13 protein-coding genes, 1 other RNA gene and 2 pseudogenes are annotated in these 16,636 nt (G+C 67.3%); 14 read left to right on the forward strand and 2 right to left on the reverse strand.

Annotation, left to right across the window (positions count from 1 at the left end; translation table 11 throughout):
* Positions 1-48: 48 nt before the first annotated feature.
* The 6 genes from BJD12_RS13545 to BJD12_RS13570 all read left to right on the forward strand — a co-directional run bounded on the left by BJD12_RS13545 (position 49) and on the right by BJD12_RS13570 (position 5,866).
* A non-coding RNA gene (locus BJD12_RS13545) (sX9 sRNA) lies at positions 49-125 on the forward strand.
* A gap of 234 nt (positions 126-359) precedes the next feature.
* A complete protein-coding gene (locus BJD12_RS13550; protein WP_005992689.1) occupies positions 360-788 on the forward strand; it encodes a hotdog fold thioesterase in 429 nt (142 codons plus the stop codon).
* 21 nt (positions 789-809) lie between these two features.
* Positions 810-1,709, forward strand: coding sequence for a lysophospholipid acyltransferase family protein (locus BJD12_RS13555; protein WP_172797202.1), 900 nt, complete (start codon positions 810-812; stop codon positions 1,707-1,709).
* 63 nt (positions 1,710-1,772) lie between these two features.
* The gene (locus BJD12_RS13560) at positions 1,773-2,759 is read left to right on the forward strand and encodes a YheT family hydrolase (RefSeq protein ID WP_005992693.1); all 987 of its coding nucleotides are present in this window, start codon (positions 1,773-1,775) and stop codon (positions 2,757-2,759) included.
* A gap of 57 nt (positions 2,760-2,816) precedes the next feature.
* Positions 2,817-4,889: a tetratricopeptide repeat protein gene (locus tag BJD12_RS13565; protein WP_005992695.1), complete on the forward strand. Its 2,073-nt coding sequence runs from the start codon at positions 2,817-2,819 to the stop codon at positions 4,887-4,889.
* A gap of 365 nt (positions 4,890-5,254) precedes the next feature.
* Positions 5,255-5,866 carry a YbhB/YbcL family Raf kinase inhibitor-like protein gene (locus BJD12_RS13570; protein ID WP_005992697.1) on the forward strand — a complete coding sequence of 204 codons (612 nt, stop codon included), beginning with the start codon at positions 5,255-5,257 and terminating at the stop codon, positions 5,864-5,866.
* Between the two features lie 356 nt (positions 5,867-6,222).
* On the opposite strand, the pseudogene BJD12_RS13575 reads toward BJD12_RS13570, so the two are convergent.
* Positions 6,223-6,986: pseudogene (locus BJD12_RS13575) on the reverse strand (META domain-containing protein).
* Here BJD12_RS13575 and BJD12_RS25350 point away from each other — a divergent pair.
* A pseudogene (locus tag BJD12_RS25350) lies at positions 6,948-7,058 on the forward strand (hypothetical protein); the annotation flags it as partial. The pseudogenes BJD12_RS13575 and BJD12_RS25350 overlap by 39 nt on opposite strands.
* 102 nt (positions 7,059-7,160) lie before the next feature.
* Here BJD12_RS25350 and BJD12_RS13580 read toward each other — a convergent pair.
* Complete coding sequence (locus BJD12_RS13580) at positions 7,161-7,955, reverse strand: undecaprenyl-diphosphate phosphatase (protein WP_005992702.1); 795 nt, start codon at positions 7,953-7,955, stop codon at positions 7,161-7,163.
* Between the two features lie 224 nt (positions 7,956-8,179).
* On the opposite strand from BJD12_RS13580, the gene glnA reads away from it, so the two are divergent.
* From glnA to BJD12_RS13620, 7 genes are all read left to right on the forward strand, one after another.
* Positions 8,180-9,589: a type I glutamate--ammonia ligase gene (gene glnA, locus BJD12_RS13590; protein WP_005992704.1), complete on the forward strand. Its 1,410-nt coding sequence runs from the start codon at positions 8,180-8,182 to the stop codon at positions 9,587-9,589.
* A 274-nt stretch (positions 9,590-9,863) separates the two neighbouring features.
* Positions 9,864-10,202 (forward strand): P-II family nitrogen regulator, encoded by a 339-nt coding sequence (locus tag BJD12_RS13595; protein WP_002808480.1) that lies wholly within the window; start codon positions 9,864-9,866, stop codon positions 10,200-10,202.
* A gap of 22 nt (positions 10,203-10,224) precedes the next feature.
* The gene (locus tag BJD12_RS13600) at positions 10,225-11,667 is read left to right on the forward strand and encodes an ammonium transporter (RefSeq protein ID WP_039423422.1); all 1,443 of its coding nucleotides are present in this window, start codon (positions 10,225-10,227) and stop codon (positions 11,665-11,667) included.
* A 265-nt stretch (positions 11,668-11,932) separates the two neighbouring features.
* Complete coding sequence (locus tag BJD12_RS13605) at positions 11,933-12,988, forward strand: two-component system sensor histidine kinase NtrB (protein WP_005992718.1); 1,056 nt, start codon at positions 11,933-11,935, stop codon at positions 12,986-12,988.
* Positions 12,981-14,408 carry a nitrogen regulation protein NR(I) gene (gene ntrC / locus BJD12_RS13610; protein ID WP_005992720.1) on the forward strand — a complete coding sequence of 476 codons (1,428 nt, stop codon included), beginning with the start codon at positions 12,981-12,983 and terminating at the stop codon, positions 14,406-14,408. The genes BJD12_RS13605 and ntrC overlap by 8 nt, the downstream gene beginning before the upstream one ends.
* Positions 14,409-15,246: 838 nt before the next feature.
* On the forward strand, positions 15,247-15,846 hold the full coding sequence (locus tag BJD12_RS13615) for a superoxide dismutase family protein (RefSeq protein WP_039423421.1): 600 nt from the start codon (positions 15,247-15,249) through the stop codon (positions 15,844-15,846).
* Between the two features lie 47 nt (positions 15,847-15,893).
* Positions 15,894-16,541: a superoxide dismutase family protein gene (locus BJD12_RS13620; RefSeq protein WP_005992722.1), complete on the forward strand. Its 648-nt coding sequence runs from the start codon at positions 15,894-15,896 to the stop codon at positions 16,539-16,541.
* The last annotated feature ends 95 nt before the right edge of the window (positions 16,542-16,636 follow it).

Raw genomic sequence — 16,636 nt, forward strand, 5'->3', positions numbered from 1 at the left:
GTGTTCACCGCCCGGTGGGCGCGGCCGGTGCCCGGTGCCCGGTGCGGCATGTACCGCGCGTGCACTCCGGTTCCGAGCGCACTGTCCACACCTAGCGGACGACTGCTCGCCACGTGTTGTGAGCCGCTCTAAGGCTGCAACGTTCGGCGGCAACAAGCGGCGCGCTGGCGGCCGGCACGTCGTCAAACCACCCCGGCGCCCGGCGGCGCGAGCACTCCCGCCAATCCGGGGCAAGCAGCGACACCGACGATTGCAGTAGCCTTGGATCAACAGCGGTGAGCGTGGCACCAGTCGCGATCCCGCAGATGCTGTTCCGATTCCCGATTCCCGATTCCCGATTCCCAGCCCAATCCTAGCCCATGACCTTCCGCGCTCCCGTCGATCTTGCCGCCCTCAACGCGTCCAGCCGAAACACCCTGATCGAACACCTGGGCATCGTGTTCACCGACGCCGGCGACGACTGGCTGCGCGCCACCATGCCGGTGGATGCGCGGACCAAACAGCCGTACGGCCTGTTGCATGGCGGCGCCTCGGTGGTGCTGGCTGAAACCCTGGGAAGCAGCGCCGGCAATCTGTGCGTAGAGATGACCACCCAGATGTGCGTGGGGCTGGTGATCAACGCCAACCACCTGCGCGCGGCCACCGAGGGCCTGGTCACCGGCACCGCGCGTGCGGTCCATGTGGGGCGCAGCACCCAGGTCTGGGACATCGTCATCGAAAACCCTGCCGGCAAGCGCGTCTGCGTTTCGCGCCTGACTCTGGCGGTGGTGGCGCGCACCCATGGCTGAGACCGCCCGGCAGCTGCATGGGTGGAACAGCGCCATCCGCTGCCGGCACTGCGCCGCAGCCGAGCTGCTGTCACAATAGTCGTGCCTCCTTCCCCTGTTACCGGTCCCGTTCGTCGAATGAGCGAGTCATCCCTGGACGCCACGCGCGACGCTGGCGGCCCGCTGCGTTGGTTCCGGTACCTGTATCGGGTGCCGTTGCTGCTGTTGCATCTATGCGTGTTCCTGCCGATCACCATGCTGTGCGTGGTGACGCCGCCGCTGGCGCGCATCCGTACCGGCCCCGAGGACACCCTGGACGAGCGAATGATCCGCTGGTGGCAGGGCAACCTGATGCGCATCTTCGGGTTTCGTCTACGCCGCTTCGGCACGCCGCTGTCGGGCGCCACCTTGTTCGTGGCCAATCACGTCAGCTGGGTCGACATCTCCATGCTGCACAGCCGACGGGTGATGGGCTTTGTGGCCAAGCGCGAAATCGCCGGCTGGCCGCTGGTGGGCTGGCTGGCCGCCAAGGGCCAGACCATCTTTCATCAGCGCGGCAATACCGAGTCGCTGGGCGGTGTGCTGCTGGAAATGTTGCAGCGCCTGCGCAGCGGCAAGCCGGTGGGCGTGTTCCCGGAAGGGCGCACCCGCGGCGGCACCGAGGTCGGCCCGTTCCATGCGCGCATCTTCCAGGCAGCGGTGGAAGCCGGCGTGCCGGTACAACCGGTGGCGCTGCGCTATGGCGCGCGCGGCAATGCGCAGGCCGTGGTGGCTTTTGGCGAGCGGGAGAGTTTTTTCGCCAACATCGTGCGCCTGCTCGGCGAGCCGTCGCGCGTGGCCGAGATCCATTTCCTGGAGCCGATCGGCGCGTTCGATATTGAAGGACGTCGTCGCCTGGCCGACACCTCGCGTCAGCGCATCATCGCCGCGATGGAGTCCTGAGCCGGCGATGCGCGCGCTCATCCACCCAGCGGCCAGCAGCCTCCTGCCTGGCCCGATGAGCGCATGAACGCCTCCGACTTTCAGCCGCCGCGCTGGCTGCGCAATCCGCACGTGCAATCGGTGCTGGCCAGCAGCGGCTTGCGTCGGCTGCGGAGCCTCCAGTTGCTGAGCGCCAGCGGCGCGGTCACCAGCGAACATATTCTCGACGGCGGCGACGGCGTGCGCCTGCAGGGCTGGATGAGCGTGCCGTCGGGCGATGCACCGGTACGCGGCACCGTGCTGCTGCTGCACGGTTGGGAAGGCAGTGCCGATTCCAACTACATGCGGCTGACCGCTGCGCGCCTGCTCGGCCTGGGCTACCAGGTGTTCCGGCTGAATTTCCGCGATCACGGCGACACCCACCATCTGAATGTGGACCTGTTCCACTCCGATCGCATCGACGAGGTGGTCAACGCCGCTGGCGATCTGTGGCGGCGCTTTCCCGCGCCCAAGCTGCTGGCAGCCGGGTATTCGCTGGGCGGCAACTTCGCGTTACGGCTGGCTTTGCGGGCACCGGCAGCGGGCTTGCCGCTGGCGCGGGTGGCGGCGGTGTGTCCGTTGCTGGACCCGGCCGCCACCATGACCCAGCTGGAAAAAGGCCCGCAGTTCTACGACTGGTATTTCCGCCGCAAATGGCGCGAATCGCTGCTGCGCAAGCGCAAGCTGTTCCCGGACCAGCACGGCTACGACGACGCCACCCTGGCGCTGGACATGCGTCAGCTGATGGCCTGGCTGGCGGTGCAGCACACCGGCCACGGCTCGCTGGAAGCGTATTTCGACAGCTATTCGATCGCCGGCGAGCGCCTGGCCGGCCTGCAGGTGCCTTCGGACATCCTGATGGCCGAAGACGACCCGGTGATTCCGTTCGAGGACTTCGCCAGCTGGACACTGCCGGCCCACGCGCACCTGGAAATCGCGCGCTGGGGCGGGCATTGCGGCTTTCTGGAAAACGCCCGCGGCGATGGCTTTGCCGAACGCTGGGTGGCCGAGCGGCTGACCGCGCACACGTAGGTCGGCGGCGCAGCGCGCATCGTTACAATAGCGGTTTGTCCGGGACACGCCGCCGCCATGCAAGACGCCATTCTTCAAGCCCTGCGCCGCAATGCGGCCGACGATGCAGTGGCGCTGGCCCGCGAGTGGGCGAGCACTGCGCCGGATAACGCGGCCGCGCACCGCTGGCTCGGGCTGTCCTTGCAGCAGCAAGGTCAGCCGGCGCTGGCGCTGGCCAGCATCGAAACCGCGCTGGCGCTGACCCCGGAAGACGCCGACCTGCATCTGCTGCGCGCCGGGCTGCTGCTGGCTACGCGCAACCTGTCGGCGGCCGATGCTGCATTGTCGCGCAGTACCGCGCTGGACCCCAACCAGTTCAACGCCTATGTGATGCAGGCGCATCTGGCCGTGGCACGCGGCGATCTGGACGATGCCGAGCGGCTGAGCCGCACCGCCGCACGCCTGGCGCCGGAGCATCCGCAGCTGCTGGCGGTCGATGGCGTGGTGGAGCTGCGTCGCGGCCAGAGCGACCGTGCGCTGTCGCTGCTGACCCGCGCCGCCGAGCAGTTGCCGGACGACCCACGGGTGATGTTCGCGCTGGGCTTTGCCTATCTGCAGAAGGAACATTTTGCGTTTGCCGAGCGCGCCTTCGAGCGCGTGGTCGAGCTCAATCCGCCGGGCACCGCGCTGCGCGCCTTCATCGCCCAGCTGGCCCAGCGGCAGGGCCGGCTGGATGATGCGGTAACCGCGATGCAGGGCGTACTGGCCCAGCCCGACGGCGATCGTCCTGCCATGCGCCGGCTGGCCGGCGAAATGGAATTGCAGGCCGGCCGCCCCGACCAGGCCGTTGCGCATCTGCGCCTGGCGCTGGCGCATTGGCCGGCCGACCGCCGCACCTTGCATGCCTTGCTCACCGCCTGGGAGCGTCTGGGCGCGGTGGACGATGCGCGCGACACCCTGGATGCGGCGTTGGCCACCTCCAGCAATGCGCACGATCTATGGCTGGCGCGGCTGGCGGTGGAGCCGGTCGGCGGGCCGCAGGCGCAGGCGGTGATCGAGCGCTGGCTGCTGGGCATGCCCGAGCACCTGCCCGCGCTGGAAGCGCTGATGCGTGTGCACGACATGCAGGGCCATGCCGACGAAGCGGAAATGGTGGCGCGGCAGATCGTGGCGGTGGAGCCGGGCCGCATCAGCGGCGAGCAGCGCATCGTCGAGGCGCTGCTGGAGCGCGACCCGCCGGCGGCCATCGCCTGTGTCGAATCCTTGATCGAGTCGTTGCCCGAGCCGCAGCAGACCGTGCTGCGGCCGTGGCTGGGCAATGTGCAGGACCGCGCCGGCCAGCCCGATGCCGCCCTGGCAACCTGGATGCAATTCCATCGCGAACAGGCCCAGCACCGCCTGCCGTTGCCGCCGCAGTCCGCCAAGCAGCCGATGCAATGGCCGGCGCTGGGCAGCATTCCCGACACCGTCACCGCGCGTCCGCTGTTCGTGTGGGGCACCCCGGGCTCGCATGTCGAACGCCTGATCGCGGTGATGGACGCCGCCACCCCGCTGGTGCGCGGCGACCGTTACGGGGCCACGCCGCCGTCGGACGCGTTGCAGAGCTACCGCAGCGTCGAGCAATTGGCATCGGGCGAACTGGCGCCGATGGCCTTGGTGGAAGGCTGGAAGGCGCAGCTGCCGCGCCGCGGCATCGACGATGGCAACGTCATCGACTGGCTGCTGTGGTGGGACAACACCTTGCTCACCGCACTGCGCCCGCATCTGCCCGAAGGGCGGCTGGCGATCGCGCTGCGCGACCCGCGCGACATGCTGCTGGACTGGCTCTCGGCCGGCGCGTCCGCCCCGCTGGCCGTGCAGTCGCCGCAGCAGGCCACCGACTGGCTGCTGGCCGCGCTGGAACAGCTGGCCGTGCTGCACGAACGCGATCTGTACCCGCACCGGATCATCCGCCTGGATGGCATCGAAAGCGATCCGCAGGGAATCTCCACCGCGCTGGAACAGGCGTTCGGGTTGAACTTCCCGCTGGTCGAACCACGTGGCCCGGCGCGCCTGGCCTCCGGCCGCTGGCGCAATTACCGCAACGTGCTCGGTGCCCAGTTCGACCTGCTCACGTTGATCGCAGTGCGCTTCGGCTATCCGCAGGACTGACCCACGGTCCTTCGCCTGTATCTCAGGCGCAAGGCTGTCGCAGGAGCGGACCCGGCCGCGACGAGGCGCGACCGATACCGGTGAAGCCCGTCGCGGCCAGGTCCGCTCCTACGGATGTCCCGATGGCGCAGTGCACGTGGATGGCGATCGGCGGTTCACGATGCATGCGAACCGTGCCAGGCGAGTGACAGGCCAACGGCTGGCGCACGGTTCGCTCGGGTTGCACTGCCTACTGTGCACGGTGAAGCGCCTGGCACCGCATGCACGCAACTGCCCCGGCCGCGCCACACAAGGTTCCACTGTGGCGGCTTCCGTTGCCGCGCCAATCCAGGCAGGCTGAGCGCTTGGATCCACGGAGACTTTGCATGCGTCTGACCAGCACCAGCATCGAAAACGGCAAGCCCATCGCAGTGGAATTTGCGGCCGGCACACCGGAGGGCTTTGCGCCCAACCGCAACCCGCATTTGGCCTGGAGCGACGTCCCGCACGGCACGCGCTCGTTCGCGCTGCTGTGCCTGGACCCGGATGTGCCGACGGTGCCGGAGACGGTGGGGCGCGAGGATGTGCAGATCCCGGTCGAGCAGCCACGCACCGATTTTGTGCATTGGGCGATGGCCGACATCCCCGCCGACGTGCACGAGATTGCGGCAGGCAGCTGCAGCGACGGCTTTGTGCCCAAGGGCAAGCAGCAGCCGGCCGGCCCGGCCGGTGCACGCCAGGGCCTGAACTCCTACACGCAGTGGTTTGCCGGCAACCCCGACATGGCCGGCGACTACCTGGGCTACGACGGCCCGTACCCGCCGTTCAATGACCTACGTGTGCACCGCTATTTCTTCCGCGTGTTCGCACTGGATGTGGCCACGCTCAGCCTGCCGGCCAGCTTCACTGCAGCCGATGTGCTGTCGGCCATCCAGGGCCACGTGCTCGCCGAAGCGGCGTTACATGGCACCTACACGCTGAATCCCTCGCTGCGCTGAGACCGCACGTCCCGATCGCATGGCCGAAGGTATCGCGGTCGGGAACAGGCGAAGAATGCATGCGGCAGAGCGTATTTTTGCGCACGGGAACGCGAGTCGTGCGGCCCTCGCACGCAGGCGCCGATGCGCGGTTGGCGTGCCTGCCGGACCTTACCGGCAGTGGACCGATGTGCGTTGACCGATGCGACGCATCAGGCCGTCGATGCCAGCCGATGCTGCGCTGCGCGACGCATCAGCGCGTCGCATCTGCCTGATCGGCATGACCGGCGCAGTGGGTCAACTGCACAGCCGGACCTGCAGCAGCCCGACATCAAACCCATCCCGGCTCCCCATTCCTGATCCCGGACCACGACCCGCTAACCGCTCGCTTCGATCATCTGCTCCAGCACATACACCCCCGCACCCTCCCGGCCAGCGGCTGCCGGATAGCGGGTGACCCGCAGCAAGGTGCGGATGCCGGCTTCGTGGTCGAAACCTTCAATCGTGCCGTCGAAGGTTTGCCAGGATGCGGTCGCAGGCTGTCCATCGATGCGCTCGCGCAGTTGCAGGCAGGCGCGGGCCGGGTCGGAGCGCAGGGCGCGGTGTCGGCCGCCACTTCGATCAGCAGCGTCTGCCCGTGCTCACCGTAGCGGGTGCTTGCCGTGGGCATGCCATTGAAGAGCAGGCGGGTGCCATCGCTGCGGGTCAGGGTCAGCCGCGGCGCGGCTTGTGCGGTGTCCAGCGTCACCGCGAAGCGGCCGGACAACGCCTCGCTGGCAGCACGTTCCTGGGGCATTTTTTGTGGCTGCGTACAGAGGCGTTTGCTCGAGACCACCCGGCCGATCTGCAGCTGGGTATCGGCCACGCTGTAGTTGGCACCCAGCGCATTGCAGGTCTCGCTGACCTGGATGCGTTGATCGGCAAAGTCCAGTTGCAGCGGCGCGCTGCCGGCGACGAACAGGCTGCGCAAGCCGGTGCCATGCGCATCGCTGGCCTGCTGCAGCTGCCAGTGCTGTGCTTGCAAGGCGGTACGTAACGGGGCGTTGTCGCGGACGGGCGCAGCAGCTGCGGTCGAGGCAGCAGGTGTGTCTGGCGCGCCGCCGCCGGCACCGGGCGTCGCGCCCGAGCCGCAGGCCGTCACGCCCGCCGCCAGCAGGGCTGGTGCAAAGAACACGGCACGCATCGGCGGCTCCCGGTAACAAGGCCTCAGTGATACCGCCAGCGTGCGGCGGCGGCAATGACCGGGGTCACTGCCCGTGCAGTTGCCCTGCCGGCCGCAGCGATGGCGACCGGCAGGACCGCTGCGCGTTGCGGCTCAGGCCGCGACTGGCAACCACAGCAGCAAGGCCGCACCGAGCACGATGCGGTACACCGCAAATACGGTGAAGCGGTGCTTCTTGATGTAACCCAGCAGCCACTTCACCACCACAAAGCCGGTGATGGTCGCTGCCACGAAGGCTACTGCCACGTCGGCCCAGTTTTCGCTGCCGAAGCCGCCTTCCTTGTACATCTCCAGCAGCGCGTAACCGCTGGCCGCAAACATGGTGGGGATGCCGACCATGAACACGAAGTCCGCCGCCGCCGAGCGCTTGCTCAGGCCCAGCAGCATGGCCAGGAAGATCGCCGAAGCCGAGCGCGAGGTACCGGGGAATACGCCGGCCACCACCTGCGCCAGGCCCACGGCAATGGCCACCTTCCAGGTCACCACGTCGCGCTCGGGCAGCTTGCCGGCAAAGTGCTCGGCCACCAGCATCCACAGGCCGCCAATCAGCAGTGCCCAGGCTACCGGATGCACGGTTTCCGGCAACTGCCAGCCGGCCTTGCGCACGATCAGCCCCACCACCGCCGTGACCAGGAAGGCCACGCCGATCTTGAGTACGTAATCGCGGTTGTCGCGCTCGCCCAGGCCGGTGGCCAGGGTCCACAGCTTCTGTCGCAGCGCCAGGCAGATGGCCAGGATGGCGCCGGCCTGGATGACGATATTGAAGAAGTCAGAACGGCGTCCGAGCCATTGTTCGGCGATCAACAGGTGGCCGGTGCTGGAGATCGGCAGAAATTCGGTCAAGCCTTCGAGAATGCCCAACAGCAGGGCGGAAATCAGATCGGACATCGGACGTGAGGAGAGGATTGGGGGAGGCGCCAGGATAGTGCATTGCGGCATGCACCATATCGGTGCATACTCAATGTAGATCGCACCAATTTGGTGCAGCCTTGCCGCGAGCGGTCTCAAGTGATGCAAGCAAAATCAACGACTTGTGAAAGTCAGCGATTTGGCATGGTCCCTGCTGTAGTACCGCCCACGAGCCACTTCACTCCAATCCGAGGTTTCTTCCGATGTCCGTGGAAAACGTTGAAAAGCTGATCAAGGACAACAAGGTCGAATTTGTCGACCTGCGCTTCGTCGATATGCGTGGTGTACAGCAGCACATCACCTTTCCGGCCAACATCATCGAGCCGGCGTTGTTCGAAGAAGGCAAGATGTTCGACGGCAGCTCGATCGCGGGTTGGAAGGGCATCAACGAGTCGGACATGGTGTTGCTGCCCGACGCCGGCACCGCGTACCTGGATCCGTTCTTCGCCGATCCGACCATCGTGCTGACCTGCGACATTCTCGACCCGGCCACCATGCAGAGCTATGAGCGCGACCCGCGCGGCATCGCCAAGCGCGCCGAAGCCTATCTGAAGTCCTCCGGCACCGCCGACCAGGCCTTCTTCGGCCCGGAGCCGGAATTTTTCATCTTCGATTCGGTGCGCTTCGCCAACGACATGGGTCACACCTTCTTCCAGGTGGGGTCCGAAGAGGCTGCCTGGAACACCGGTGCCAAGTACGACGGCGGCAACAGCGGCTACCGTCCGGGCGTGAAGGGCGGCTACTTCCCGGTTCCTCCGACCGACACCCTGCACGACCTGCGCGCGGAGATGATCAAGACGCTGGAGCAGGTCGGCATCGAGACCGAAGTGCACCACCACGAAGTGGCCACCGCCGGCCAGTGCGAGATCGGCACCAAGTTCAGCTCGCTGGTGCAGAAGGCCGACGAACTGCTGACGATGAAGTACATCATCAAGAACGTCGCCTACCGCAACGGCAAGACCGCAACCTTCATGCCCAAGCCGATCGTTGGCGACAACGGCTCGGGCATGCACGTGCACCAGTCGCTGACCAAGGGCGGCACCAACCTGTTCGCCGGTGACGGTTACGGTGGCCTGTCGCAGATGGCGTTGTGGTACATCGGCGGCATCTTCAAGCATGCTCGCGCCATCAACGCCTTCTCCAACTCCGGCACCAACAGCTACAAGCGTCTGGTTCCGGGCTTCGAAGCGCCGGTGATGCTGGCCTATTCGGCGCGTAACCGCTCGGCGTCGTGCCGCATTCCGTGGGTCACCAACCCGAAGGCCCGCCGCATCGAAATGCGCTTCCCCGATCCGTTGCAGTCCGGCTACCTGACCTTCACCGCGCTGATGATGGCCGGCCTGGACGGCATCAAGAACCAGATCGACCCGGGCGCCCCGAGCGACAAGGACCTGTACGACCTGCCGCCGGAAGAAGAAAAGCTGATCCCGCAGGTGTGCTCCAGCCTGGACCAGGCACTGGAAGCGCTGGACAAGGACCGCGAGTTCCTCAAGGCCGGCGGCGTGATGAGCGACGACTTCATCGACGGCTACATCGCGCTGAAGATGCAGGAAGTCACCAAGTTCCGAGCTGCGACCCACCCGTTGGAGTACCAGCTGTACTACGGCAACTGAGTTCCACCGCGGTGATGGCGGAGGCCCCCCCTCCCACCTCCGCCATCGCCGCACATGTTCGATGGCTTCCTGGCACCACCAGGGAGCCCTGGGGTACGAGAGAGCACACCGTTCGCAACGCGCGGGCCTGACCTCTCCCACGAGGCGGATGCTTGGCATCCGTCGGGGTCTGCGCGATCCGCGAACGATTGGATGCCGGGGTTGGCATCCAGGTGAATGACACCGCCGGGCGGCGCAATGCCGGCCGGTTCCTTCCACCTTTCGGGGTATGCGCATGAAATTGATCACCGCCATCATCCGGCCGTTCAAGCTCGACGAGGTCCGCGAGGCCCTGTCCGCCGCTGGCGTGTCGGGTATCACCGTTACCGAGGTCAAGGGCTTCGGGCGGCAGAAAGGCCACACCGAGCTGTATCGCGGCGCCGAGTACGTCGTGGACTTCTTGCCCAAGATCAAGATCGAAACGGTGGTGACCGACGACCGGTTGGACGCCGTGGTCGAAGCGATCCAGAACGCGGCCGGCACCGGCAAGATCGGCGACGGCAAGATCTTTGTGACTGCGATCGAGCAAGTGGTGCGGATCCGCACCGGCGAAATCGGCGCCGATGCGCTCTGAGTCCCCCACCTCTGGAGTTCGTATGAAGACAGCTCTGTTTGCCGGGTGGAAAGCCCGGTTCTATAGCGTGTGCATGCTGATGCTGTTCAGCGCGCTGGTGGTGGGCAGCATGGGCAGCGCACAGGCGCAGTCCACCCCGCAGGTCACCCCGTTGCCAACCGAGCCGGTCACCACCGAACCGCTGCCGTCTGCGCAACCGGCCGCCGCGCCGGTGGCTGCCGCCGACGCCGCGCCGGTGGTCGACAAGGGCGACGTGGCCTGGATGCTGACCTCCACGCTGCTGGTGCTGCTGATGGTGGTGCCGGGCCTGGCGTTGTTCTACGGCGGCATGGTGCGCGCCAAGAACGTGTTGTCGGTGCTGATCCAGGTTGCCACGGTGTTTTCGCTGCTGACCATCCTGTGGGTGCTATACGGCTACAGCCTGGCGTTTTCCGGCGAAGGCCCGTGGATCGGCAACCTGGACAAGGCGCTGCTCAAGGGCGTGACCATCGAAAGCCTGTCGGCCACCTTCACCAAGGGCGTGAGCCTGCCGGAATACGTGTTCATCGGGTTCCAGGCGACCTTTGCCGGCATTACCGGCGCGCTGATCGTCGGTGCCTTTGCCGAACGCGCCAAGTTCGCCGCGGTGCTGCTGTTCTCGGTGATCTGGTTCACCTTCGGCTATCTGCCGCTGGCGCACATGGTCTGGGCCACCGGCGGCTATCTGTTCGGGCTGGGCGCGCTGGATTTTGCCGGCGGCACCGTGGTGCACATCAATGCCGGTATCGCCGGTCTGGTGGGCGCCTACTTCGTCGGCAAGCGCGCCGGGTTGGGGCGTGAGGCGATCAAGCCGCACAACGTCACCCTGACCTTCGTCGGCGCCTCGTTGCTGTGGGTGGGCTGGTTCGGCTTCAATGCCGGCTCCAACCTGGAAGCCAATGCCGGTGCGGCGCTGGCCTTCCTCAACACCTTGCTGGCCACCGCCGCCGCCATCCTGGGCTGGTCGCTCACCGAGAAGATCATCAAGGGCAAGTCGTCCGCCCTCGGTGTGGCCTCGGGCATGGTCGCCGGCCTGGTCGGCATTACCCCGGCCTGCGGCACCGTGGGTCCGTTCGGCGCGATTGTCATTGGCCTGGCGGCTGGCGTGCTGTGCGTGTGGGGCGTCACCGGTCTGAAGCGCCTGCTCGGCGCCGACGACAGCCTGGACGTGTTCGGCGTGCATGGCCTGGGCGGCATCATCGGCGCCATCCTGACCGGTGTGTTCTCGGCGGCTTCGCTGGGCGGCCAGAAGGGCGGCGATTACGACATCGTGCATCAGGTCGGCATCCAGGCCCTGGGCGTGGGCATCACCGTGGTGTGGATCGGCGTGGTGTCGGTGGTCGGGTTCCTGGTGGCCAAGCTGGTGTTCGGCCTGCGCGTCACCGAAGAAGCCGAGCGCGAGGGGTTGGACATCACCTCGCACGGCGAAGCCGCATACGAGTCCTGAGCATGCACACCCGCGGCGCGATCTCCGCGGGTGGCGCAACCAACCCGGCCGGCGCTGCCCGCGCCGGGTTGGTTTCTGCCGCGGCCGGTGTCGGCGCGGCCTTATTGCCGAGGTTCTGCATGACCAGCCCTACGCCCGGCGCTGTCGGCACGGATGCGAACCGGGTTTGGCCATGCCATTGCGACCCGGCCCCAAACACTTCGCTGCACGCTACGTTCGGCGCGCCATTCGCGCACGCCGATGTTGTTTGCACTAAATTGGTGCAATGCTGATGACGACCTCCACCCCGTCGCTCGACAGCCTGGGCACCCCGGTGGCCTGGGCCGACCGCGAAGGCCGCGTGCTGGGGGTCAACCCAGCATTCGCGCGTTGGCTCGGCGTCAGCGCACGGCGGCTGGTCGACCAACCGCTGGCGGCGCTGGAAGTGCAGGGCGACGCGCTGGCCCGCTTCCTGCTCAACGACGAGCGCGACGTGCTGCGCCTGCATCGGCTGGCGCTGGGCCTGCCCAACGACGCGCCACGCTTTGCCGAAGGCTGGCTGTCGCGGCTGGACGATGGCGGTTGGTTGCTGGAAACCCACCCGGTCGACGAATTCCCCGCGTTGGACCCGACCCACGCGCTGCCCAATGCCCTGAGCGCTGCGCTCAAGGGCCTGGCGCACGAACTGCGCAACCCGCTGGCCGGCCTGAAGGGCGCCGCGCAGTTGCTGGCGCGCCGCTCGGCCGGGCGCGATGAAGACGAGCGCGAGCTGATCGAGTTGATCGGCACCGAGATCGAACGGCTCAACACTTTGCTCGAGCGCCTGCTCTCGCCGTCGCCGCTGCGCCCGCACGACCGCCTCAACATCCACGTGGTGCTCGAACGCGTGCTGCGCCTGGCCGAGGCCGAGGGCGGCTGGTCGGTGCAGGTGCAACGCGATTACGATCCCAGCATTCCGGACATCCTCGGCGATGTGGACCGGCTCACCCAGGCGGTGTGGAACCTGGTGCGCAATGCCTTCCAGGCCGGCGCCACCCGGGTGACCCTGCGCACCCGCGTCGAACATGGCCAGCGCATCCGCGACCGCGTGCATGCGATGTCGCTGCGGCTGGAAATCATCGACGACGGCGGCGGCGTCCCCGAAGAACTGGCCGAGCACCTGTTCCTGCCGCTGGTCAGTGGCCGCGCCGAGGGCAGCGGGCTGGGTCTGGCGCTCGCCCAGCAAGTCTCGCGCGAACACCACGGCACGCTGACCTACCGCTCGCGTCCGGGCCATACCGTTTTCACCCTGCTGCTGCCCGAGCTGGCCGGCGATCACGACAAGGAGCATCTGCATGGCTGAGGCCGCCGCCGCATCCCACCATATCTGGGTGGTCGACGACGACCGTTCGGTGCGCTTCGTGCTGTCCACCGCCCTGCGCGATGCCGGCTACGCCGTCGACGGCTTCGACAGCGCCGCCGCGGCGCTGCAGGCGCTATCGATGCGGCCGATGCCGGACCTGCTGTTCACCGACGTGCGCATGCCCGGCGAAGACGGCCTGAGCCTGCTCGACAAGCTCAAATCCAAGCACCCGCAGCTGCCGGTGATCGTGATGTCGGCCTATACCGATGTCGCCAGCACCGCCGGCGCCTTCCGCGGCGGCGCGCACGAATTCCTGTCCAAGCCCTTCGATCTGGACGACGCGGTGGCGCTGGCCGCCCGCGCGCTGCCCGACGCCGATGCCGGTGTCGACGAGATCATCGGCGCCCCGCTGGCCGAAGGCTCGGCCGCGCTGATCGGCGACACCCCGGCGATGCAGGCCTTGTTCCGCGCCATCGGGCGCCTGGCGCAGGCGCCGCTGTCGGTGTTGATCAACGGCGAAACCGGCACCGGCAAGGAGCTGGTCGCGCGCGCGCTGCACAACGAATCGCCGCGCGCGCGCAAACCCTTCGTGGCGCTCAACACCGCCGCCATTCCCGCCGAGCTGCTGGAAAGCGAGTTGTTCGGCCACGAAACCGGGGCGTTTACCGGCGCGACCAAACGCCATATCGGCCGCTTCGAACAAGCCGATGGCGGCACCTTGTTTCTGGACGAAATCGGCGACATGCCGCTGCCATTGCAGACGCGTCTGCTGCGCGTGCTGGCAGAGAACGAATTCTTTCGCGTCGGTGGGCGTGAGTTGATCCGGGTCGATGTGCGCGTGATCGCTGCCACCCACCAGGACCTGGAGGCGCTGGTCGAACAGGGCCGCTTCCGCGCCGACCTGCTGCATCGCCTGGATGTGGTGCGCCTGCAGTTGCCGCCGTTGCGCGAGCGTCGCGGCGACATCGCGCAACTGGCGGAAAATTTCCTGGCCATGGCCGGGCGCAAGCTCGACATGCTGCCCAAGCGGCTGTCGTCGGCCGCACTGGAAGATCTGCGCCAGTACGACTGGCCCGGCAACGTGCGCGAACTGGAAAACGTCTGCTGGCGCCTGGCCGCCCTGGCCACCGCCGACATCATTGACGTGATCGACGTTGAGGCAGCCCTGGCGCGCGGCCGCCAGCGCACCGGCCGTAGCAGCCTCGGGCAATGGGACGACATGCTGTCCAGCTGGGCCGCGCAACGCCTGAGCGAAGGCGCCCAGGGCCTGCATGCCGAGGCCCGCGAACGCCTGGACAGGACCCTGCTCGAAGCCGCCCTGCAACTGACCCAGGGCCGCCGTGCCGAAGCCGCCGCCCGCCTGGGCCTGGGCCGCAACACCGTCACCCGCAAACTGGGCCCGGGGCGCAAACGCCGCTGATCACGCGGCGGCGCAACGCGTTAGCTCCTATCCAGCAGGAGCAGGCCAATGCAGGGCTGCATTCATCCAGTGGGGGAGGGCAACGCAGGTCTGCATTCGCCAGGCCGCGAGCTGACCTCTCCGAGGGAAAAAGCGGGTGAGATGAGGTAGGTCAGCCAAGTCCACGTGCACCGCACTTGGCTCGCGACCACCGCGTGACTCTCGCTTCGCCCGTCCCCTCATCCGGTGCTGCGCGCCACCTTCTCCCCATCAAGGAGGACAATCTCCCAGGGGGAGAAGCGACCCGCAGGCGCCGCGCGCAGGTCGCCGCCCGCACGAACGTGCGCTCACATGAAAAAGAGCGATTGGGCGAGAGCGGCTAACCAGAAAAGCGGCCGGTCAGAAACTGACCGACCAGGAGGCGACCAGTCGGAAGGCGACCAGACCAAAGGTTGGCGGGCAAGGAAAACAGCGGCAGAAAAGCCCGTCTAATGCGTAGCAGCGAGAAAGCCCCTCTCCCCGCGGAAGAGAGGTTGGGATGAGGGTCCCTGTGCCGATAAACATTTGGCCGCCAACAACGCCTGGCGCCAAACTCAGACCAGCACCAGCACCAACCGACGAACACCGAACACCATCCGTCCATTCGTTCATCCGTCGCGCGTAGTCAATCAGCAGACAACGCTTCAACGCCGCCAGATCACGGTGTCGCCGCACCATGCACCGCGCAAACCGCCGCCAGCATCGGCGATGCCGATCACCCACACCAACCCCGTAAACTCCTGCGCTGCCCCAGACGCATTTCATGACACGTGAACATGCGCCCGCATAGGTTTTCAGCCTGATCAGGAGAAACAGCTCGATGCGTTATCGGTCGTCCACGGTCCTTGCCTTTACCGCGCTGGCGCTTGCCGCCTGCAGCAGCACGCCACCCCCTCCACCGCCGCCGCCGCCAGCGGCGCGCGTGGTGCCTGCGCGTCCGGTGCAACAGGCCGAAGTCGCGCTGGCCTCGGCATCGGGCAGTCTGGTCAGCGGCCGGGTGGTGCTGGTGCCGGCGTTGCAGGGCATCCGCATCACCGGCACGGTCGGTGGCCTGCGCCCAGGCGGCGTGGCGGGCTTCCACGTGCACGAACGCGGCGATTGCAGCGCGACCGATGCCAGCAGTGCGGGTGGGCATTTCAATCCGACCGGCACGTCGCACGGACGCGCCGGCAGCGGCATCCATCACCTGGGCGATATGGACAACCTGCGCGCCGACGCCGAGGGCGTCGCGCACCTGGACATGATCCTGTCCGGCATCAGCCTGGGCGACGGCGCGCCCAGCGATGTGATCGGCAAGGCGCTGATCGTGCATGCCGATGCCGACGACTATCGCAGCCAGCCCAGCGGCAACGCGGGCGCCCGTCTGGCCTGCGGCGTCATCCGCGTCACGCAATGGCGCACACCCCCTTCGCAGCCCTGAGTTGGGGCACCCATGGCCGCAGCTGCGGCCTCTACAGGAGTTTTTCCATGCGCATTCTTTCCACCACCCTGTTCCTGGCCACTGCGCTGGTGTTGACCGCGTGCAAGCGCGACGAGCCCGCACCCGCCGACCCCGCGCCCGCACCGACGGCCGGCACGCCGGCAGAGGCGGCACACGGCGGCGAGCATGCCGCCGCCATGGTGACCGGTGCGGCCGCCACCACCACGGCCACCGCCGAGCTCAAGCCGACCAAGGACAGTGAGGTCAAGGGCACGGTGACCTTCAAGACGGTCGACGGCGCGTTGCGCGTGACCGGTCAGCTCAGTGGGCTCAAGCCCAACACCGAGCACGGCTTCCATATCCACGAAAAGGGCGATTGCAGCGCCCCGGACGGCAGCAGCGCCGGCGGCCACTTCAATCCGGCCCAGTCCGACCACGGCAGCGTCAGCGCCGACCCGCATCACGGCGGCGACATGCCCAACATCAAGGCTGACGCCCAAGGCAATGCCAGCATCGACGGCCCGGTCTCAAGCAACGTCAATCTCGGCAAGGCCGACCAGTTCGATATCGCCGGCCACGCGGTGATCGTGCATGCCGATGCCGACGACTACAAAACCCAGCCCACCGGCAATGCGGGCGGCCGTCTGGCCTGCGGCGTGATCACCACCGACAACGCGCAGGCTGCCACCAAGTAAGCGCACGCGTTGCGCCGCGGTCCACGCCGCGGCGCAACGCGTCAGTGCACACCATCGCGAATGTGGAATGCGCACCCGGCGCTGTGCGGAGTCCA

This window comes from Xanthomonas vesicatoria ATCC 35937 (genome assembly GCF_001908725.1).
Taxonomy (GTDB): Bacteria; Pseudomonadota; Gammaproteobacteria; order Xanthomonadales; family Xanthomonadaceae; genus Xanthomonas; species Xanthomonas vesicatoria.